The following is a 20,125-nucleotide window of genomic DNA, read 5'->3' on the forward strand; positions in this document are numbered from 1 at the left end:
CAGCACCGCACCGATACGGCGCACGAACGGCGAGGGGCCGCCACCCGGACGATCCGGCTGGCGGCCCCTCGTACGTACGGCCCCGGCCCCGCGCGCGGCGGGACCGGCGCGGGCGTCACGCGCCCAGCAGCCTCCGCACCCGGTCAGCGCCGACGGCCAGCAGCAGCGTGGGCAGCCTCGGCCCGGTGTCCCGGCCGACCAGCAGCCGATACAGCAGCGCGAAGAACGACCGCTGCGCGACCTTCAGCTCGGGCGTCGGCTTGGCGTCCGGCTCCAGGCCCTCCAGCACCTTCGGCACGCCGTAGACGAGCGTGGTGAGCCCGTCCAGCGACCAGTGCGAGTCCAGCCCGTCCAGGAGCAGCTGCAGCGACCGGCGCCCCTGCTCGTCCAGCGAGCCGAGCAGCTCCTTGTCCGGCTCGTCGCGCACGATCGTGCGGGCCTCGGCCGGGACCTGGCTGGTGATCCAGTTCTCGGCGCGGTCGAGACGCGGGCGGGCCTCGTCCAGCGAGGTCAGCGGGTTCTCCGGGTCCAGCTCGCTCAGGATGCGCAGCGTCTGCTCGTCGTGGCCGCCCGTGATGTCCACGACCGAGGCGAGCGTCCGGTACGGCAGTGGGCGCGGCGTGCTCGGCAGCTCACCGGCCGCCGTGCCGATGGCGCGCGCGTACGCGGCGGCGTCGGCCGGCAGCACCGAACCGTCGGCGACCTTGCGCCCCAGCGAGTCCCACTCGTCGTAGAGCCGCTGGATCTCCTGGTCGAAGGCGATCTTGAAGGACTGGTTGGGCCTGCGGCGGGCGTACAGCCAGCGCAGCAGCGGGGCCTCCATGATCTTCAGCGCGTCGGCCGGGGTCGGCACGCCGCCCTTGCTGGAGGACATCTTCGCCATGCCGGAGATGCCGACGAAGGCGTACATCGGGCCGATCGGCTGCACGCCGTCGAAGACCTCGCGGACGATCTGGCCGCCGACCACGAAGGAGGAGCCCGGCGAGGAGTGGTCCACCCCGCTCGGCTCGAAGATCACGCCCTCGTAGGCCCAGCGCATCGGCCAGTCGACCTTCCAGACCAGCTTGCCGCGGTTGAACTCGCTCAGCCGGACGGTCTCGGCGAAGCCGCAGGCCGTGCAGGTGTAGTTCAGCTCGGTGCTGTCGTCGTCGTACGACGTGACGGTCGTGAGGTCCTTCTCGCAGTTGCCGCAGTAGGGCTTGTACGGGAAGTAACCGGCCGAGCCGCCGCTGCCGTCGTCCTCGCTCGCCGCACCGGAGCCCGCCTCGGCCTCCAGCTCGGCCTCGTCGACCTTCTTCTGCTGCTGCGGCTTCTTGCCGCCCTTGGCACCCTTGGCACCGGCCTCGGCCGGGTCCTTCTTCGTGCGGTACCGGTCGAGGACGGCGTCGATGTCGGCGCGGTGCTTCATCGCGTGCAGGATCTGCTCGCGGTAGGCACCGGCCGTGTACTGCTCGGTCTGGCTGATGCCGTCGTACTCGACGCCCAGCTCGGCCAGCGAGGCCGTCATGGCGGCCTTGAAGTGCTCGGCCCAGTTCGGGTACGAGGAACCGGCCGGGGCGGGCACCGAGGTCAGCGGCTTGCCGATGTGCTCGGCCCAGGAGCCGTCGACCCCGGGGACGCCGTTCGGCACCTTGCGGTAGCGGTCGTAGTCGTCCCAGGAGATCAGGTGCCGCACGGTGTACCCGCGGCGGCGGATCTCGTCGGCGACCAGGTGCGGGGTCATGACCTCGCGGAGGTTGCCCAGGTGGATCGGGCCCGACGGGGAGAGGCCGGACGCGACGACGACCGGTTTGCCAGGCGCACGACGCTCCGATTCGGCGATGACATCGTCCGCGAAGCGGGAGACCCAGTCGGCCTCGGTGCTGCTCTGACTCTGAGCCACGGTCTGCACGTCCTTCTCTCTGGTGGGGACCTGGTAGGGGCTCCGCCCATTCTCCCAGGTCCCGCCCGGAGCGCGAAAATGGCTTTACCGCCCATGGAATACTGGTTGTGATCCCTTGTACTCCTACGGAAACGGCAGCCAGCTCATGGCCTCGGTCAATTCCCTCGCTTCCACGCTCCAGCAGCAGCTCGCGGACGCCCTGACGGCAGCCCTGCCGGACGCCGGCACCGCGGACCCGCTGCTGCGACGAAGCGACCGGGCCGACTTCCAGGCCAACGGCATCCTGGCCCTCGCCAAGAAGCTCAAGGGCAACCCCCGCGAGCTGGCGTCGCAGGTCACGGCCGCGATCCCGGCCGGCGGCCCGATCGAGGAGATCGAGGTCTCCGGCCCCGGCTTCCTGAACATCACGCTCAGCGACCGGGCGATCGTCGAGACCCTCGCCGCGCGCGCCGCGGACGACGAGGACCGGCTCGGCGTGCCCTGCAACAGCGCCGCGGGCACGACGGTCATCGACTACGCGCAGCCCAACGTGGCCAAGGAGATGCACGTCGGCCACCTCCGCTCCGCCGTGATCGGTGACGCGATGGTGCAGATCCTGGAATTCACGGGCGAGACCGTGGTCCGCAGGCACCACATCGGCGACTGGGGCACCCAGTTCGGCATGCTCATCCAGTACCTGATCGAGCACCCGGACGAGCTGTCCCACGAGGGCGGCGCGGAGGACGGCGAGGCCGCCATGTCCTCGCTGAACCGGCTCTACAAGGCGTCCCGGGCGCTCTTCGACTCCGACGAGGAGTTCAAGGCCCGCTCCCGGGACCGCGTCGTCGCGCTCCAGGCCGGTGACGGGGAGACCCTCGCCCTGTGGCAGCGGTTCGTCGACGAGTCGAAGATCTACTTCTACTCGGTCTTCGACAAGCTCGACATGGACATCCGCGACGCCGACATCGTCGGCGAGTCCGGATACAACGACATGCTGGAGGAGACCTGCCGCATCCTGGAGGAGTCGGGCGTCGCCGTCCGCTCCGAGGGTGCGCTCTGCGTCTTCTTCGACGACGTGAAGGGCCCGGACGGCAACCCGGTGCCGCTGATCGTCAAGAAGTCGAACGGCGGTTACGGCTACGCGGCCACGGACCTCTCCGCGATCCGCGACCGGGTCCAGAACCTCAAGGCGAGCAGCCTGCTGTACGTGGTCGACGCCCGCCAGGCCCTGCACTTCAAGATGGTCTTCGAGACCGCCCGCCGGGCCGGCTGGCTGAACGAGGACGTCAAGGCCGTGCAGCTCGCCTTCGGCACCGTGCTCGGCAAGGACGGCAAGCCGTTCAAGACCCGTGAGGGCGAGACCGTCCGGCTCCAGGACCTGCTCGACGAGGCGATCGACCGGGCGTCCGCCGTCGTGCGCGAGAAGGCCAAGGACCTCACCGAGGACGAGATCGCCGAGCGCGCCGCGCAGGTCGGCATCGGCGCGGTGAAGTACGCGGACCTGTCCACGTCGGCCGCCCGCGACTACAAGTTCGACCTGGACCAGATGGTGTCGCTGACCGGCGACACCAGCGTGTACATCCAGTACGCGCACGCCCGGTCCCGCTCGATCAAGCGCAAGGCGGGCGAGCTGAGCCCCCGGCCCCACCCGGAGCTGGAGCTGGCCCCGGCCGAGCGCGCGCTGGGTCTGCACCTGGACGAGTTCGGCGAGGTCGTCTCCGAGGTGGCCGCCGCGTACGAGCCGCACAAGCTGGCCGCGTACCTCTACCAGCTGTCGTCGCTGTTCACGACCTTCTACGACCAGTGCCCGGTGCTCAAGGCCGAGGTCCCCGGAGATGTGGCCGAGAACCGCCTCTTCCTCTCGGACCTCACCGCCCGCACCCTGCACCGGGGCATGGCGCTGCTCGGCATCCGGACCCCCGAGCGCCTCTGATCCCCACGGGCCGCCCGTACGGCGGACGGCCCGGATCATCCGCCCGTACGCGCACGGCCCGGTGCGGCGACCGCAGTCACGCGGTCACCGCACCGGGCCGTTCCGTTTCCGCGCCCGCTTCCCGCGACTACTCGATGGGGATCACGGGGGGCTTCCACTGGGCCGACTCGTACCAGTAGATGTACATCGGCCGGGTCTTGATGCTGCTGGTGCGGAACGGCTTCCCGTTGTCGTCGATGCGCAGCGTCCCCTTGCGGCCCCCGCTGCTCCACTCCAGCTCCAGGTACCAGCTGACGTCGTGCCCCTCGACGTGCGCGTCCAGGTCGAACACCTCCACGTCGGTGGAGGACACCCGGAACGGGAAGTCCTTCGGCGGCACCGGCTCGTCGTTCTTCTGCCCCGCCACCGGGGTGAGCGTCGGCCGGTTGTCGTCGAGGTCGATGTCGAACGTCTGCGGCGTGACCCCGCTCCCGCAGCCCTCCCCCATCGAGTACGCCGACCACGGCAGCGGCGCCTTCCGGGACAGCGTCCGCACATGCATCCTGCTCAGCACGACGGCCTGATCGGACTTCCCCTGCACGGTGATCTCCAGCTTCATGCGCCCGCCGTCCACCCCGCCCAGCGCCCGTGCCCAGCTGCGGCGTTCCTGCGACGTGGGCGGCGGCGGGGGAACGTCGTCGGGGGCCTGGTCCAGCACGTAGAACTGGTCGCAGGGGTCTTCCCAGTTGTACGAGCTGATGGTGGCGGTCAACGGCACGCCACCGCTCGCCTCCCCGCCGCGGCCCGGCGAGGCGGTCGAGGCTCCGGGCGCCGCCGGGGAGGACGCGCCCGCCCGGTCCGAGGGGGAGGGGCTGCCCGACTTCTTCGGCCGGTCCGGTGAGGGGGAAGCGGTCCCGCCGTCGGTCAGCTCGGGCTCGTCCGCGTCCTTGGCCTGCACGGAGGGGGCGTTGCTGAACTCGTCGGAGCGGTCGGCGGTCAGTTTGCTCACCACGATCGAGGTGGGCACGGTCAGCGCGACGACGGCGGCAGCGGCGAGCAGCACCCTCGACCGCCGGGAAGCCAGGAACCCCTTCCGGCGCGGCGGTACGGGCTCCGCACCGACGACCGCCGGCTCGGGCTCGGGATCGGAGACAGGTTCGGACTTGGGCTCGGGCTCGGGGTCCGGCGCAGATGCCGGTTCCGGCGCCGCCTCGGCAGCCGGCTCGGGTGCGGGCACCGGCTCCGTGGCCGCCGGGCGGCGCCGCGCCGCGTCCGCCAGGATCCACCGCCGGTGCAACTCCACCAGCTCGTCCGGCGCCGCCCCGCACAGCCGCGCCAGCCGCTCCACCGGGGCGTACTCGTTGGGCACGGCATCACCGTTGCAGTACCGGTGCAGCGTGGACGTGCTGACGTGGAGTCTGCCCGCCAGAACCCCATAGCTGCGTCCCGAACGGTCCTTCAGCTCCTTCAACAGAGCCGCGAACTCCCTGGCCTCCGGCGTCGCCACTGCGGCGTTCCCCCCTCTGGTCCGTCCCAGAACACCGTTCCAGGGACGTGGAATCTGCCCAGGTCACAGTACGCGCAGGCATTCCAGCATCCCCAATAGGTCGTTCGGCGTTGCGGCCGGAATCCGCCGCCCCGCAACCTGTGACCACACCGCAGCGACCACACCGGGACGGCGCAGTGAAAACCCAGTTCCGCATCGATCCGATCGATCTCGTGGCCATCGGCGTGGTGATCGTTTCCACCGCGATCGTCCTGGCCCTGATCCACCGCTGACCACGCACCTCCGCACCACGCACATCACGTACCTCACGCACCTCCGCACATCCGTGCATCCGCACCGCAGACACCACAGACACCACGGGGAGTACCACCACCATGCGCAGCAACAGCCGCTTCCGCACCGCCGCCCTCGCCGCCACCGCGCTCCTGGCCGCCCTCTCGCTCACCGCGTGCAGTGACACCGACGGGGACGCCGGCAAGGCGGGCGCCGCGGCCCCGGCGGGCAGCACCGCCTCCTCCGGGACGGGCAAGGACGCCGAAGCGGCCGGCGCCACCGACCAGGACCCGAACGCGTCCGCCTCCTCCGGGAACGAGGGCGGGAACGCGGGTGGGGACAAGGCCGGGAACACCTCCGGGGCCAAGAACTCCACCGGCTCCGACACCGGCCGGAAGGGCGGCACCGGGAACACCGCAAGCACCGGCTCCCCCGTCACCTGCACCGGTGACAACACCAAGGTCACCATCAGCAAGGTGAGCCGCCCCATCAACCACCTGCTGCTCACCGCGACCAACACCGGCTCCCGCCCCTGCTACGCGTACAACGCCCCGGCGCTCCGCTTCGACGACGCCCAGGCCGTCTTCCCGGTCCTCCGGAGCAGCGTCCCGCAGGCCGTGGTCGCCCTGGAGCCGGGCCAGTCCGCCTACGCCGGCATCGGCCTGTTCGGCGAGTCCGACGGGAAGGACCTGTACGAGGGCACGGACCTCACGGTGTACTTCACCCCCAGGAGCAACTCGGGCTCCACGGGCTCCCCCGCCGAGCTGAAGCTCCCCGCCGGCACCCACTGGGGCGACAACGGTTTCGTCACCTACTGGCAGAGCGACATGGCCGTCGCCCTCACCTACTGAGCCCCTGCCACGGACGCCGCACGCGCGGCACGCGCAGCATCTGCCGCACCGATCGGGGCGGGGCACCGGCCGGGCCGGTGTCCCGCCCCGATCGATCAGGATTCGAGAAGCACCGGCCGCGGGACCGTGCCAGCATCATCGCCATGGACATCACCATTCACACCAGCTTCCTCCCGCACCTCGACCCGGACGCCTCCCTGGCCTTCTACCGCGACGTCCTCGGCTTCGAGGTCCGCAACGACGTCGGCCAGGGCAAGATGCGCTGGATCACGGTCGGCCCCGTCGACCAGCCCAGCACCTCCATCCTCCTGGCCCCGCCGGCCGCCGACCCGGGCATCACCGAGGACGAGCGCCGCACCATCGCCGAGATGATGGCCAAGGGCACCTACGGCTGGATCCTGCTCGCCACCCGGGACCTCGACGGCACCTTCGAGAAGGTGCAGGCCGGTGACACCGAGGTCGTCCAGGAGCCGACCGAGCAGCCGTACGGCATCCGCGACTGCGCCTTCCGCGACCCGGCGGGCAACCTGGTCCGCATCCAGGAAGTCCGCTGACCCGCCCGGCGGACAGAACCGACGAGAGGAGTTCCGACATGTGCCGCCCCGCATGGGGAAACGCCCGCGCCGAGGCGCAGCGCCTGAACGACCTCGTGCTCCTGCGCCGCGTCCGCGACCGGATCGACCGGGAGTACGCGCAGCCGCTGAACGTCGAGGCGCTCGCCCGCGGCGTGAACATGTCCGCCGGGCACCTCAGCCGCCAATTCCGGCTCGCCTACGGCGAATCGCCGTACTCGTACCTGATGACGCGGCGCATCGAGCGGGCGGCGGCGCTGCTGCGGCGCGGCGACCTCAGCGTCACCGAGGTCTGCTTCGAGGTCGGCTGCTCGTCGCTGGGCACCTTCAGCACCCGCTTCACCGAGCTCGTCGGCATGCCCCCCAGCACCTACCGGCGCCGTGCGCTGGACGGTGCGGCGGGGATGCCGCCGTGCGTGTCCAAACAGGTGACGCGACCGGTCAGGAATCAAGAAGCACCGGTCATCGAGGGGCACATAGCGTCATGACCATGAACTTCATCGAATCCGTGACCCTCGACGTGGCCGACCCCGAGGCCGCCGCCCGCTTCTGCTCCACCGCCTTCGGCCTGGACACCCCGATACGCCTGCGGGCCTCGCAGGAGCCCAGCACCGGCTTCCGCGGTTTCACGATGGCGCTCACGGTCTCCGGACCGTCCGCCGTCGAGAGCCTCGTCGCCACCGCCCTCGAAGCCGGTGCCACGGAACTGAAGCCCGTCACGAAGTCGTTCTGGGGCCACGGCGGTGTCGTACGGGCCCCGGACGGGACGATCTGGAAGGTCGCGACCTCGGCCAAGAAGGACACCGGCCCCACCACCCGCGAGATCGACGAGATCGTCATCCTGCTGGGAGTGGCGGACGTGGCCGCGAGCAAGCGGTTCTACGTCGGACAGGGCCTCGCCGTGGCGAAGAGCTTCGGCCGCGTGTACACGGAGTTCGCCTCCGGGGAGAGCCCCGTCAAGCTGGCCCTGTACCGGCGCCGCGCCCTCGCCAAGGACCTCGGCGTCTCCCCCGACGGCACCGGCTCGCACCGCGTCGCGCTCGTCGGCGGCACCGAGTCCTTCACCGACCCCGACGGGTTCGCCTGGGAGGCCGCGGTACCGGCCCCCACCGCGTGACCGCACCACCGCCGCCCGCCACCCCCCGCACCACACGACCCGGAGGAACCCGATGACGGACGCCGCACCACCGCGCGGACTCGACGAAAGACTGCGGGACACGCACGCACGGCTGGAGACCGACATCGATCTCTGGGTCTCGACGTCGGGTTCCGCGGGCGGTGCCCACCTCGTGCCCCTCTCGTTCCTCTGGACCGGGACGGCGTTCCTCGTCTCGACGCCCCGCGCCTCGGTCACCGGCCGCAACCTGCTGGCGGACGGCCGGGTACGGCTCGCCCTCGGCCCGACCCGCGACGTCGTCGTGGTCGACGGCACCGCCGAGCCGGTGGACCTCGCCGACCTCGCCCCGGGCACGGGCGACGCGTTCGAGGCCAAGACCGGTTTCGACCCGCGCGCGATCGACGAGCCCTACCAGTACTTCCTGATCCGGCCGCACCGCGTCCAGGCCTGGCGCGAGGCGAACGAACTCCGAGGACGCACCCTCATGCGCGACGGCCACTGGCTCGGCCGACCCCGCCCGACGCCGACGCCGGAGCGCGGCACCGCGAGGCCGTGAAAACCTCCCTGCGCGACCGGCGGAAGGGGCCCTAGCATCGCCCGCATGGCGATGTTCGTGCACCTGACCCCCTCGGCGAACGCGGCGCGCGTGCGCCGTTCCGGCATACGGGCCGAGAGCCACGGCCGCGCGCCGGCGCTGCCCCGGGGCATCTACTGCTTCCCCGTGCTCCCCTCGTACACCCTCACCCACCAGTGGCTGCGCGAACTGGCCAGGCGCGGCGGCCCGCGCGGGCTCGTCGCCGTGCACGTCCGGCTGCCGGACGACGAACCCGTCACCGTGGGCCGCTACCACCGCGAACCCCTGACCACCACGGCCGCCGACGCCGTGCGCCGGGTCGCCGACATGCCCGACCCCCGCGGATGGGAGGTGTTCGTCCCCCGCGCGGTCACCCGGCGCGAGGTGCACCGCATCCGCGCCGTCAGCCAGGTCACCGGCTGGCGGTACTTCCCCGGCTCGAACGGCAAGACGCCCTGCACCTGCTTCGGCTGCAAGGTGCGCGGCGAGTACGGGTCGCAGCGCCTGCGGCAGCGCCGGCCCCACCCGCTCGACGGCCCCGCCCCCGCGAGCGCGGTCCTCCTCCGGCAGATCGCCGCGGCGGGCACCCCCGGCGACCCCGAACAGCTCGTCCAGACCCTCCACTGGTTCGGCCTGCGCCGACGCGGACCGGCCGACCGACTGGCCCACCTCGCGGACCATCCGGCCCCGGAGGTGCGCAGGGCCCTCGCATGGGCCATCGGGAAATGGCCGTCCCGAGGCGTCCCGGAACTCCTCGACCGCCTCTCCCGGGACCCCGACGCGGGGGTCCGGGACGCCGTCGAATGGATCCTGACCGAGTGCCGGCCCTGACCGCCGTACCCCATGCCCGCCCGTACAGATTTTTTGTACGGGTCGTACGCGCGTGACGCGGGCGCGCGCGTGGAAGTTCGCCCGGTATGCAACCCGGAAAGCGGAAGCGCAAGAACACGTCGGCAATGAAGCTCGTGGGGAAACTGGTCGCCGTCTTCCGCAGGGCGGCCGGACTGACACAGGCTCAACTCGCCTCCATGGCAGGACACCAGGTGGAGACGATCGCCTCCATCGAGCAGGGCAGACGGGCGCTGCTGCCCGGTCTGGCCGCCGCGCTGGACGAACTCCTGAACACCAAGGGCGCGTTGGCGGAGGCCGTGGACAACCTGCCGGAGGTCGGTCTGATCCCGGTGTGGGCGGAGGAGTACCTGGCGCTGGAGGTTCGAGGCGTTGGCGCTGTCCTGGTACGACAACCAGGTCATGCCGGGCCTCCTCCAGACGGAGCACTACGCCCAGGCGGTGTTCCGCAACCGGATCCCGGCGTTCAGCGAGGAAGAGGTGGCGATCCGGACGAGGGTCCGTCTGAAGCGCCAGGAGATCCTGCGCCGCCCCTCGCCCCCGACCATCAGCTTCGTCGTCTGGGAGCCGGACCTGAGGCTCCAACTCACCGACGACGAAGGACATGTGGAGCAGCTGGAACACCTGCGGGCCTGCGCCGAACTCCCCGGCATCTGCCTCCAGGTCCTGCCCCTGAACCACCGGGCCCACGCGGGCCTCAACGGCCCCTTCACTCTGTTGGAGACGCCGGACTTTCAGCGCGTGGCCTATTCCGAGTCCCAGCGCGGCAGCCTGCTGGTCTCCGACCCCGACGGAATCAGCATCCTCACCCAGAAATATGCGATGCTGCGAGCCCAGGCCCTCACCCCCGAAGTCACGTTGGGCCTGCTGGACCGTCTGCTGGGAGAGCAATGAACACCGCACTTGAGTGGTTCAAATCCAGCTACAGCGGCAGCGAAGGCGGGCAGTGCCTGGAGGTCGGCTACGACTGGCAGAAGTCGAGCCACAGCGGCGACTTCGAAGATGCCTGCGTCGAGGTCGCCGCGCACACCGCCGCCGTCCACATCCGCGACTCCAAGAACCCCGACGGCCCCACCCTCACCATCGCCCCCACCACCTGGACGGCCTTCGCCGGATTCGCCGCCGACCGGCGCACCGTCTGAATCCACCGGAGGGACACCGACCGCCATGGCAGTCATCCACCGCACCACCCTGACGCCCACCAAACTGGAACTCCTCGCCACCTGGCTGCCCGAGCAGCCCTGGTACCGGGGCACGCCGGGGCAGCGGCCCGAGCTGGCCAGGACCGGCGGGTTCCGGCTGGACGACCCGGAGGGCGAGGTCGGGATCGAGTTCATGGCGGTCACCGACAGCTCGGGGGCCGAACCGGTCACGTACCAGGTGCCGTTCACCTACCGCGGCGCACCGCTCGCGGGTGCCGACGAGGCGCTCATCGGCACGTCCGAGCACGGGGTGCTGGGCCACCGCTGGGTGTACGACGGGACGCGCGACCCGGTCCTCGTCGCCCAGCTGTTCGCGCTGCTCGTCGGCAGGGCCGAGCCGCAGATGCAGAGCACGAGCGACACCCCCGACCCCTCCGTCACCGCCCGGTTCACCGGGCCGGATGTCAAGGCGGAGCTCTCGTCCACGACCGCCACCGACGACCCGAACGGCACGGACGTCCTGGTCACGACGGCATCCGACGGACGCCGGCTGAACCTTCGTATCAACCGGGTCCTCCGGCCCGGCCGGGAGACCGACGCGAAGGCGCTCGGCGACGTCACCGCGAACGCGCCGCTGCCGGACGGCACCACGGCGCGCGCCGCGTTCGTCGTCGTCCACGCCCGGCCGTGAACCGGGCCGTGGTGCCCGGCCGCTCGGGACCGGGCACCACGCCCGACGGCCGAACCTGGGGCCCCGCTCGTGCAGGAGACAGAACCTTCCGGCCGGAGAGGCCGTGAACTCGCCCTGCGAACAAGCCACGTTGCCCTAATTGATCCACGATTCAACGGATTCGGCACTGAACGTGGGCGCCCCGAGAAAGAGGTTCGACGGGGGGCGGCCGACGACGGCGACGTTCACGACCGTCATCCCGACCCGCCGACGCCCGCTCGACGTGTCCCGCCAGCGCAACCACTGCCCGGCCCCCAGACGGCGGGCGGGAGGGGCACCGGTCCGCCGGTTGCGGTCCGCGAAGACGCGCACGCCGTCGGCCTCCGGCGCGACCCTCAGCGGCGTTTCGCCCTCCAGCGGCCGGAGACCGTCGAACGTCCGGAAACGCGGAACGAACCCGTTCCGCTCGTCGCAGTCCACGCGGTGGACGAGGGGCCCGGACAACCCCTCGGGCAACAGGAACCCCTTCGGCACCCGGCTTCGGAGCCGGGCCCCCTCGCCGCCCCGGGACGCCACCGACCACCGCACAACGATCATCTGCACGACCACGCCGCCCGCATCCATACCGGCGAGCATGCCAGAACGGCAGCTCACGGAACTCGTCCACCGCCCCCCGGGCCTCCGGAACACCCCTCCTCGCCGGCACCTCACCGGCAACCTGTCGACGGCTGGACAAACCCACACCCTCCCGACAGTTCACCCACCCCGCACGCATTGGTCTTGACCAATATTTCAATCTGTGAAAAGCATGGGCAAAGCCGCCACGGAAAGCTCTACGACCACCTCCGCGGGAGAACCAGCCCCATGCGCATAACCGCAACCGCCGCAGCCGCCGCGCTCGGTGGAGCCCTCGTCCTCGGTCTGACCGTCGCCCCGGCCGCGCAGGCCGCACCGGCCGACTCGGCCGGATGTGCCACCGACGCCTTCGGAGTCGCCGGGAAGTACGGCGAGTTCGTCCTCGGTGACGACGTCCACACCCCCGACGCGGAGGGCGCGGTGGCCGTCGGCGGCAACGCCGACTTCCGCGGCGGCTTCAGCGTCGCCAACGAACTCTCCGCGGCGGAGGTCGACGCCCTGCCCGGCCGCGCCTCCCTCGTCGTCCGGGGCGACCTCCGCAACGACAAGTCCGTCACCGCGGTGATGAAGGGCAACGCGGCCGTCGGCGGCGAGATCCGCGACCGCGCCCTCGAAATGCACGCGGGCAGCGTCGGCAGGAACGCCGGACTCATCGACTTCGAGGCCGAGTTCGCCAAGCTCCGCGCCTACTCCACCGCCCTGGGCGACGAACCGGCCACGGACGGCACCCGGGTGACGCCGAGCGGCAACCGCCTCACCCTGGAGGGCTCCAACGCCTCCCGCAACATCTTCAAGGTGACGGCCGACCAGCTGGAGAAGGCCAAGGAGGTCTTCCTCAAGGTCCCCGCGGGCGCCACCGCGATCGTCAACGTCAGCGGCCGGGACTACGACATGGCCGAGGCCGGCACCACCGGCTTCTTCCTCTCCGGCGGCCAGGACTACGTACTGGACGACAAGCTCCAGAGCGCCTCCGGCGGCAAGGTCCGCGCCCGCCTCCTGTGGAACTTCCCCGAGGCCCGCACCGTCACCAAGCACAGCTCCGCCGCCTGGCCCGGCAGCGTCCTGGCCCCCGGCGCCCACCTGGAACTCGGCAGCGGCGCGCCGGTCAACGGCTCGGTCTGGGTCGCCTCGCTGCACGGCACCGGCGGCGCCGAGACCCACCACTTCCCCTTCAGCGGCTGCCTCCCCGAGACCGGCGAACCCACCCCCTCCACCACCCCGTCCACCCCCACCGGCACCCCCTCGGCCACGCCTCCCACCGGCACCGCCACGCCCACCGCACCCACCGTCCCGTCGGCGGGCGGCACCCCGTCCACGGACGCGTCCGGACCCGCCACGCCCACCACCCCCGCCCCCTCCGACAGCACCGCCCCCGGCAAGAAGGACGGCGACCTCGCCTCCACCGGCAGCAGCGGCACCATCCCGCTGGTCATCGGCACCGTCGTGGTGCTCGCCGCGGGCGCCGGCCTCGTCCTCGCCGCCCGCCGCCGCTCCAGGCGGGCCTGACGCCCGGGCCGCCCGGGACGGACCCGACACCGGCTCCGTCCCGGGCGGCCCCGGCCCCCGACGCCCCCGCCCGGCGGCCGGTTGTCAGTGGGCCCCCGTACGCTCACCGACATGGCGACGCTTCCCAACCCGCTCCCGTCCCTGGCCACGTCGGGGCTCCAACTCCCGCCCGGCTCACTGGTGGACACCACGATCGACGGCACCTGGCACGAACCGCTGCTCTGGTGCGCCGACGAGCCCGCGACCCACGGAGCGTGGCGCGCGCTGCGCACCGCCGGGCGGACGGTCGGACTGCTTCCCGTACTGATCGACGGCGGGAGACGCGACCAGTGGCCCGCCGAGTGGGACCTGACCCCGGACAGCACCTCCTACCCCGGTGACCACGACGCCGAGGAGGTGCTCGCCGGGTACTGGAACGACAACGCGCCCGAGGAGATCGACCCCGCCGAGGGCGACTGGCCCGGCCTGGCACCCGTCCCGGCCGCCGAGGGACAGGACGCCCCCGACGACCTGGCGGCCGCCATCGCCGAGGAGTGCGTCGGCCCGGAGGGCTGGTTCCCCGGCTCGCGGGCGGCGCTCGTCCCGGCCCGGCGCAGCGCGGACATACCGGCGGCCATCGGCTGGTCGGGCCCGCTCAACTTCGAGGAGGACACGGCCAGGCTCTGCGCCGTGCTCCGCTCCTGGGAGGACCGCTTCGGCATCCGGGTCGTGATGCTGGGCTTCGACACCCTGACCCTCTCGGTCTCCCGCCCGCCCACCACCCTCGCGGAGGCCCGCGCCGTCGCCGCCGAGCACTACGCGTTCTGCCCGGACAACATCGACCAGAGCCCGCCGCACGACCTGGCCGTCTACGCGGAGAAGCAGGTCCTCGGCCAGGAGATCTGGTCGTTCTGGTGGGACTGACCGCCCCCGCAGGACCGGCCGCCCCGGCGGAGTCGGCCGTTCCGGCAGGACTGAGTACGGCGACTCATGCGGCCGCCCCGGACACCGAGTTGACTCGTACGCATGCCCGAAGAAACGCGCCTGCCCGAGGACGTCACGGACGCCCGCCCGTCGCGCGTCTGGATCGCCGCGCTGGTCTCCACGGTCATGACGCTCCCGCTCGCGCTGCTCGCCCTGTTCTTCGGCGGGCTCTCCCCGATGGCCTGCGACTCCTGCTCGGAACCCGCCTCCGACCGGTTCGACGCGAGCTTCGGGCCCGCCTGGACTGTGCTGTGCTGCGGCCTGGTGCTGGCCCTGGCCGTACTGGTCGCGAGCTGGGTCCTCAGCTTCCGCAGGCCACCGGCCGGCCTCTTCCTCGCCGTGCTCGCACCCTGCACGGTGTTCGTCACGGGGATCGCGTTCGCGGCCCTGGTCGACTGGCCCTGACCGACGAGCCCGACCGACCGGAACGGAAAGCACCGGAATGAAGCGGACGACCGACGGACTCGACCGACTCGTCGAGGAGTTCCACGCCCTGCCCGCCACCAGCGACCGCAGACGCGCGATCGTCGCGGAACTGGACGGCGACGCCGATGCGGTGCCCTTCCTCGTCGCGGTCGTCGCCGACCCCGGGGAGTACGACCTCGCCCGCATCGAGGCCACCACGCTCCTGCGCCTGTGGCCCCCGTCCGACCCGGCCACCCGCCGCACGGCCGGCCGGGCCCTGCTGACCGCACTGCACGACCCGGAGGAGGACCTCGTCCGCCAGTACGCCGCCATGGCCCTCGGCCCCTACGCCGACGACCCGGCGGTCCACGAGGCCCTGACCACCGCGGCGGACACGGACGAGGACCCCCTCGTACGCGCCTCCGCCCGCAGCGCCCTCGCGGAACGGAACCGGAGTACCTGAGGCCCCGTACGAGAGCCCCGTACGAGAGCCCCGTACGAAAAAGCCCGTACGGCCCCGCTACCGGTCCGGTGTACTGGCGCGCACGACCGGCTCCGCGGGCAGCAGCAGCCCGCTCGACGGAGTGGCGGAGGGGTCCTCGACGGCGGTGATCAGCCGGTCGACGAGGGCCTGGGCGATGGCGGCCAGGGGCAGCCGCGCGCTGGTGAGGGCGGGCTGGAGCATCGTGCACAGTGGGATGTCGTTGAAGCCGGTGACAGCGATGTCATGGCCGACGGCCAGGCCCGCGGCCCGGACGGCCTGGTAGGCGGTCAGGGCGAGCCAGTCGCTCGCGCAGACCAGGGCGGTCGGCCGGTCGGATCCGCTGATCAGACGCTGCACGGCCTGGGAGAGCGCGACCGGGTCGTCCTCGGGGACGCCGACCTCGAAGGCCCCGTCGGGGGCGGCGGCCGCGGCCTGCAGGAAGCCGGCCCGGCGGTCGGCCAGCCAGGGCAGGGACGTGGCGGAGTTGAGGTAGCAGATCCGCCGGTGGCCCTGGGCGAGCAGCAGCTCCACCAGGGCGGCGGTGGCGGCGGTGGAGTCGATGTCCACCCAGTTCTGCGGACGGCCGGGGGCGGTCCGGCCGAAGGCGGCGAACGGGAAACCGGCCTCGGCGAGCACGTCGACGCGGGGGTCGTCGTGTATGACGTCGGAGAGGATGAACCCGTCGACCTGACGGGACGCGATCAGGTCGTTGAAGGACCTGGCGACCGCTCCGGCGCCCTGCTGGGGGTCGGAGCGGAACAGCAGGATGCGGTGGCCGACGTCGTCGGCGGCGGTCACCAGCGCCTGGAGGAAGCCGCCCATCAGGGGGTTGGGGTCGGCGGGGTTGTCGGCGGGGGCGGGGTAGCCGATGACCTTGCGGGTGCCGGTGCGCAGGCTGCGGGCGGACTGGTCGGGCCGGTAGCCGAGCTCCTCGATGGCGGCGGTGACCCGGGCAAGGGTCGCCTCGCGCAACCGGTGGGGGGCGTTGAGGGCGTTCGAGACGGTTTGTCGGGACACTCCGGCCGCACGCGCGACCTCCTCGATGGTCACCTGTCGAGCGGTCATCGTTCCTCTGCGGGCGGTCGGCGGCGGGTCGGGGGCGGGCGGGAGCCCGTCCCCGACCCGCGTTCCTCAGTGCTCGCGGGTCAGGGTGAGCAGGCCGCCTGTCGGTACGGTCACCGGGTTCACCCCGGCGACGAGGTCGAGCACGGTATCGGACAGGATCTCACCCCGGCAGTCCTGAATGCGGACGAGTGCTCTTTCCGGCCGGGCGGCGGACAGGATCACCGTGGGGTCGGGGTCCGCGTTGGCGACGAGCAGGGTCTGCGGACCGTCCTCGGCGTTCCGGTCCGGAAGGGCGACGGGCAGCGGCGCGTAGCGGGCGATCACGGTGGTGGCGCGGTCGTGCGCGCGGACCAGGGGGTAGCCCAGGTCCGGACGCGCGGGTTCCAGGGTGCCGAGCTGGAGGACGTCGACGTACCGGCGGGAGACGCCGAGCCAGAAGCGCAGGGTGGCGAGCTGGTCGGGGGTCTGGGCGGCGAGGTCGACGGAGATCTGCGGTACCGAGAACAGGGCGTTGACGAGGTGGACGGCGACGTCCTCGGGCCGCTCGTCGGCGTTCCACGTCATCATGTCGGCGTGGACGGCGAGCGGGCCGGCGGTGAGGCGGCAGTCGACGGTGCGCTGCCGGTTCTCGGCGGGACTGAGCGGACAGTCGGTGGCGCGGACCATGGTGGCGTACGGCCACAGCCCGGGGCTGACGTACGGCTGGCGGTGCTCGACGATCACGTCGGGCCGGGTGCGGCGCAGCCGGGCGTCGAGGTCGGCGAGCAGCCGACGCAGGCCCTCGTGGACGGTGGCGTGGTCGGCGCCGTCCGGGGCGGGCGGCGGGTCGGCGGCGGCGAAGTGGTCGATGAAGTCGAGTTTCAGGCCGTCCATGTCCCACTGTTCGACGGCGCGGGAGATCTTCTCGATCAGATGGGCGCGGACCTCGGGATGGCGGGGGTCGAGCACGGCCGCTTCCATCGTGGGCACCTCGCGCAGGATCATGCCCTTGAAGCGGTCCCAGGCGTCGTTGTGCCGGCCGATGAACGGCACCGCGTACCACAGGAGGTGGGCGAGGCCGGTGCGGTGGACCTCGGCGACGTGGCCCGCGAAGTCGGGGAAGGCCGCCGGGTTGGGCTCCCAGTCGCCGCAGTGGCCGTAGCCGCGGGTGCGGTCGGCGGTCTGCCAGCCGTCGTCGACGATGATGCTGTCGCAGCCGATGCCCGCGGCGAGGGCCGCCTGGCGTTCGACGACGGCGGTGTCGACGTTCTGGTGGAGGCTGTACCAGGTGGAGTAGGCGGGCATCCGGGCGGCGGGGGCGACACCGGGGTGGTCCAGGCCCTCGGCCCACCAGTCGGTGACCTCCCGCAGGGTGGCGGCGAAGTGACGGCCGCCGATGTCGATCCTCAGCCGCAGCGGCGGCCCGTCCGGGGTGAGGGTCTGCTCGACGGTGAAGGCGAACTCGTCGGTCTCCTCCACCACCCCGCCCTCGATGCGCACGGGGGCGAAGACCTCGGCCGCGGCGGCGGTGCACAGGGCGCGGTCGTCGGTGCCGACCAGGCTGACAACGGGGGCGCCCTTGGCGAGCGAGACGGTGCGGGGGGCGACCCAGGACGGCGGCAGCCAGCGGGAGGCGTCGGTGTTCGGGGTCCAGTAGGCGGTGGCCCCGAGGCAGGGGACCCGCCATTCGGCGCGGACGGTGGCCCCGGCCGCCGACCGGACCTCGACCAGGACCGCGCCGTCGCCGGCCGGGGTGACGGCGGTCTCCAGCCGGTCGCAGCCGAACCCGGTGAGGTGGACGTCGAGCGGTGCCCCGGTGGAGAGGGACAGGCCGGTGGCGAACTGCCGGTGGACGACGGTGCCGGGGGTTTCCCCGACCGGTGTGTTCGGGCGCCACACCGGGGCGTACGGCTGCGGACCGGCACCCGGCTCGGCGGACACGGATGCCGATGCGGACGCGGACGCGTTCTCGGTGGTCATGCTGTGGTCACTCCTTGGTGGCCCCGGCCAACAGGCCGGAGATGAACTGGCGTTGCAGGACGAGGAAGAGGGCCATCACGGGAATGGCGGCGATGCCCGCGGCGAGCAGGACCTGCGCGTAGTTGGTGGTCGACAGCCCCTGGAGGGTGGCGGTGGCCACGGGCAGCGTGTACATCTCGGGGCTGCGCAACGCGATCAGCGGCCAGACGAACTGGTTCCAGCTGCCGAGGAAGACGAACAGCGCGAGCGCCGCGATGATCGGCCGGTTGACCGGGATGACGATCCGCCACAGCACCCGCAGTTCGCCGGCGCCGTCGACGCGGGCCGCGTCGAGGAGTTCGTCGGGCATGGAGCGCAGGGCCTGCCGCATCAGGAAGATGCCGAACGGGGTGACCAGGCCGGGCAGGATGATGGACTGGTAGGAGTCGATCAGGCCCAGGTCCATCATCATCTGGAAGATCGGGATCAGCATCACCGTGTCGGGGATGACCAGGGTGCTGAGCAGCAGGACGAAGAACAGGTTGCGCCCGCGGAACTCGAACTTGGCGAAGGCGTATCCGGCCAGTACCGAGACGACGACGGCACCGAACGTCTGGACGCTCGACACCACCAGGGTGTTGAGCAGGACCCGGCCGAGCCCGATGGACTCCTCCAGTCCGCGGAGGTTCTCCAGGAAGTGGCCGCCGGGCAGCAGTTTCGGCGGCCAGGAGAACACGTCCTTGTCCGCCTGGGTCGCGGCCATGGCCAGCCAGTAAAACGGGCCGACGCAGAGCGCGAAGGCGCCCGCGAGCAGCAGCGTGAGCAGGGGACCTCGACGGGACTTCATCGGCGCTCTCCCATCAGGCGGACCTGCAGGATGCCGAGCACGGACACGATCAGCGCGAGGGCGTAGGCGATGGCCGACGCGTAGCCGAAGTCGAAGTACTTGAAGCCGTTGTTGTACAGGTACATGGTGACCGTCAGGGTGGCGTTGTCGGGGCCGCCGCCGGTGAGGACGTACGGCTCGTCGAAGAGCTGCAGGGTGCCGATGGTGGAGAGCACCACGGTGAGCAGCAGGATCGGCCGCAGCTGGGGCAGGGTGATGGAGAAGAAGCGGCGGATCGGCCCCGCCCCGTCGACCATCGCGGCCTCGTACAGCTCCTTGGGGATGCCCTGCAGGCCGGCGAGGTACATCACCGCGTTGTAGCCGGTGTAGTGCCAGGTGATGACGAGGACGACGCCCACGCGGGCCCAGCCGGGGCTGCCCAGCCAGTTCACCCGGTCGACGCCGAACAGGGAGAGGACCCAGTTCAGCAGCCCGGCGTCGCGGTTGAGGATCACGGAGAACATCACGCCCGCGGCGACCAGGCCGGTCAGCGAGGGGACGAAGACGCCCAGCCGCCAGAGCGGGCGCAGCCGGACCTTGGCGGAGTTGAGCGCGAGGGCGACGAGCAGGGCCAGGCACAGCATCAGCGGCACCTGGACGACCAGGATCAGCGCGGTGTTCTTCAGCGCGGTCCAGAACAGCGGATCGTTCAGCAGCCGCCGGTAGTTGGCGAGTCCGGCGAAGCTCCGGTCGGTACCGCTGCCGGTGGTGAGGCTGATCCACAGCGAGGAGACGATGGGATACGCCTTGAAGATCGCGAAGCCCAGGACCGCGGGCATGATCAGCAGGTACGGGACGGAGCCGCGGGTCAGCAGCGCGCGTCGGCGCGGGCGGACGCGGCCGGCGCGCGCTGGGGTGCCGCGGCCGGCCGGCTTCTCGGTGGCGGGAGCCCGTTCGGGCAGGACGGAGGACAT

The 20,125-nt window shown here is 71.8% G+C and carries 20 protein-coding genes and 1 pseudogene; 14 read left to right on the forward strand and 7 right to left on the reverse strand.

Annotation, left to right across the window (positions count from 1 at the left end; all coding sequences use genetic code 11):
* Positions 1–115: 115 nt before the first annotated feature.
* Complete coding sequence (lysS, locus tag ACFYW1_RS10865) at positions 116–1,891, reverse strand: lysine--tRNA ligase (RefSeq protein WP_388990063.1); 1,776 nt, start codon at positions 1,889–1,891, stop codon at positions 116–118.
* A 136-nt stretch (positions 1,892–2,027) separates the two neighbouring features.
* Here lysS and argS point away from each other — a divergent pair, with 136 nt between their 5' ends.
* Positions 2,028–3,794: an arginine--tRNA ligase gene (argS, locus tag ACFYW1_RS10870; RefSeq protein ID WP_388990199.1), complete on the forward strand. Its 1,767-nt coding sequence runs from the start codon at positions 2,028–2,030 to the stop codon at positions 3,792–3,794.
* Between the two features lie 127 nt (positions 3,795–3,921).
* Here argS and ACFYW1_RS10875 read toward each other — a convergent pair whose 3' ends face one another.
* Complete coding sequence (locus tag ACFYW1_RS10875; protein WP_388990065.1) at positions 3,922–5,280, reverse strand: helix-turn-helix domain-containing protein; 1,359 nt, start codon at positions 5,278–5,280, stop codon at positions 3,922–3,924.
* 374 nt (positions 5,281–5,654) lie between these two features.
* Here ACFYW1_RS10875 and ACFYW1_RS10880 point away from each other — a divergent pair, with 374 nt between their 5' ends.
* The 9 genes and pseudogenes from ACFYW1_RS10880 to ACFYW1_RS10920 all read left to right on the forward strand — a co-directional run bounded on the left by ACFYW1_RS10880 (position 5,655) and on the right by ACFYW1_RS10920 (position 11,349).
* Positions 5,655–6,404: a DUF4232 domain-containing protein gene (locus ACFYW1_RS10880; protein ID WP_388990067.1), complete on the forward strand. Its 750-nt coding sequence runs from the start codon at positions 5,655–5,657 to the stop codon at positions 6,402–6,404.
* Positions 6,405–6,547: 143 nt separating this feature from the next.
* Positions 6,548–6,958 (forward strand): VOC family protein, encoded by a 411-nt coding sequence (locus ACFYW1_RS10885; protein ID WP_283852231.1) that lies wholly within the window; start codon positions 6,548–6,550, stop codon positions 6,956–6,958.
* 38 nt (positions 6,959–6,996) lie between these two features.
* A complete protein-coding gene (locus ACFYW1_RS10890) occupies positions 6,997–7,464 on the forward strand; it encodes a helix-turn-helix transcriptional regulator (RefSeq protein ID WP_388990069.1) in 468 nt (155 codons plus the stop codon).
* Positions 7,465–7,466: 2 nt separating this feature from the next.
* Positions 7,467–8,093 carry a glyoxalase gene (locus ACFYW1_RS10895; RefSeq protein ID WP_388990071.1) on the forward strand — a complete coding sequence of 209 codons (627 nt, stop codon included), beginning with the start codon at positions 7,467–7,469 and terminating at the stop codon, positions 8,091–8,093.
* A 52-nt stretch (positions 8,094–8,145) separates the two neighbouring features.
* On the forward strand, positions 8,146–8,649 hold the full coding sequence (locus tag ACFYW1_RS10900) for a pyridoxamine 5'-phosphate oxidase family protein (protein ID WP_388990073.1): 504 nt from the start codon (positions 8,146–8,148) through the stop codon (positions 8,647–8,649).
* A 45-nt stretch (positions 8,650–8,694) separates the two neighbouring features.
* Entirely contained in the window at positions 8,695–9,498 is an 804-nt protein-coding gene (locus ACFYW1_RS10905; RefSeq protein ID WP_388990075.1) for a HEAT repeat domain-containing protein, read from the forward strand.
* 125 nt (positions 9,499–9,623) lie between these two features.
* Positions 9,624–10,410, forward strand: a pseudogene (locus ACFYW1_RS10910) (Scr1 family TA system antitoxin-like transcriptional regulator).
* Positions 10,407–10,658: a DUF397 domain-containing protein gene (locus tag ACFYW1_RS10915; RefSeq protein WP_388990077.1), complete on the forward strand. Its 252-nt coding sequence runs from the start codon at positions 10,407–10,409 to the stop codon at positions 10,656–10,658. Before ACFYW1_RS10910 ends, ACFYW1_RS10915 begins: the two are co-directional and overlap by 4 nt.
* A 25-nt stretch (positions 10,659–10,683) precedes the next feature.
* Positions 10,684–11,349: a 1,4-alpha-glucan branching protein gene (locus ACFYW1_RS10920; RefSeq protein ID WP_388990079.1), complete on the forward strand. Its 666-nt coding sequence runs from the start codon at positions 10,684–10,686 to the stop codon at positions 11,347–11,349.
* Positions 11,350–11,484: 135 nt separating this feature from the next.
* Here ACFYW1_RS10920 and ACFYW1_RS10925 read toward each other — a convergent pair whose 3' ends face one another.
* Positions 11,485–11,982 carry a hypothetical protein gene (locus ACFYW1_RS10925; RefSeq protein ID WP_388990081.1) on the reverse strand — a complete coding sequence of 166 codons (498 nt, stop codon included), beginning with the start codon at positions 11,980–11,982 and terminating at the stop codon, positions 11,485–11,487.
* 210 nt (positions 11,983–12,192) lie between these two features.
* Between ACFYW1_RS10925 and ACFYW1_RS10930 the strand changes: the two genes are divergently transcribed.
* From ACFYW1_RS10930 to ACFYW1_RS10945, 4 genes are all read left to right on the forward strand, one after another.
* Entirely contained in the window at positions 12,193–13,470 is a 1,278-nt protein-coding gene (locus ACFYW1_RS10930) for a choice-of-anchor A family protein (protein ID WP_388990083.1), read from the forward strand.
* A 111-nt stretch (positions 13,471–13,581) separates the two neighbouring features.
* Positions 13,582–14,373, forward strand: a complete 792-nt coding sequence (locus tag ACFYW1_RS10935; RefSeq protein WP_388990085.1) for a DUF4253 domain-containing protein — start codon at positions 13,582–13,584, stop codon at positions 14,371–14,373.
* Between the two features lie 102 nt (positions 14,374–14,475).
* Positions 14,476–14,838, forward strand: coding sequence for a hypothetical protein (locus ACFYW1_RS10940; RefSeq protein ID WP_388990087.1), 363 nt, complete (start codon positions 14,476–14,478; stop codon positions 14,836–14,838).
* A gap of 37 nt (positions 14,839–14,875) precedes the next feature.
* On the forward strand, positions 14,876–15,301 hold the full coding sequence (locus ACFYW1_RS10945) for a HEAT repeat domain-containing protein (RefSeq protein ID WP_388990090.1): 426 nt from the start codon (positions 14,876–14,878) through the stop codon (positions 15,299–15,301).
* Positions 15,302–15,358: 57 nt separating this feature from the next.
* Here ACFYW1_RS10945 and ACFYW1_RS10950 read toward each other — a convergent pair whose 3' ends face one another.
* The 4 genes from ACFYW1_RS10950 to ACFYW1_RS10965 form a co-directional block, all read right to left on the reverse strand.
* A complete protein-coding gene (locus tag ACFYW1_RS10950; protein ID WP_388990092.1) occupies positions 15,359–16,387 on the reverse strand; it encodes a LacI family DNA-binding transcriptional regulator in 1,029 nt (342 codons plus the stop codon).
* Positions 16,388–16,453: 66 nt separating this feature from the next.
* Positions 16,454–18,346: a glycoside hydrolase family 36 protein gene (locus ACFYW1_RS10955; protein WP_388990094.1), complete on the reverse strand. Its 1,893-nt coding sequence runs from the start codon at positions 18,344–18,346 to the stop codon at positions 16,454–16,456.
* 7 nt (positions 18,347–18,353) lie between these two features.
* Positions 18,354–19,172, reverse strand: coding sequence for a carbohydrate ABC transporter permease (locus ACFYW1_RS10960; protein WP_388990096.1), 819 nt, complete (start codon positions 19,170–19,172; stop codon positions 18,354–18,356).
* Positions 19,169–20,125: a carbohydrate ABC transporter permease gene (locus ACFYW1_RS10965; protein ID WP_388990098.1), complete on the reverse strand. Its 957-nt coding sequence runs from the start codon at positions 20,123–20,125 to the stop codon at positions 19,169–19,171. The genes ACFYW1_RS10960 and ACFYW1_RS10965 overlap by 4 nt, the downstream gene beginning before the upstream one ends.

Source organism: Streptomyces sp. NPDC002669 (assembly GCF_042889165.1).
Lineage (GTDB): Bacteria > Actinomycetota > Actinomycetes > Streptomycetales > Streptomycetaceae > Streptomyces.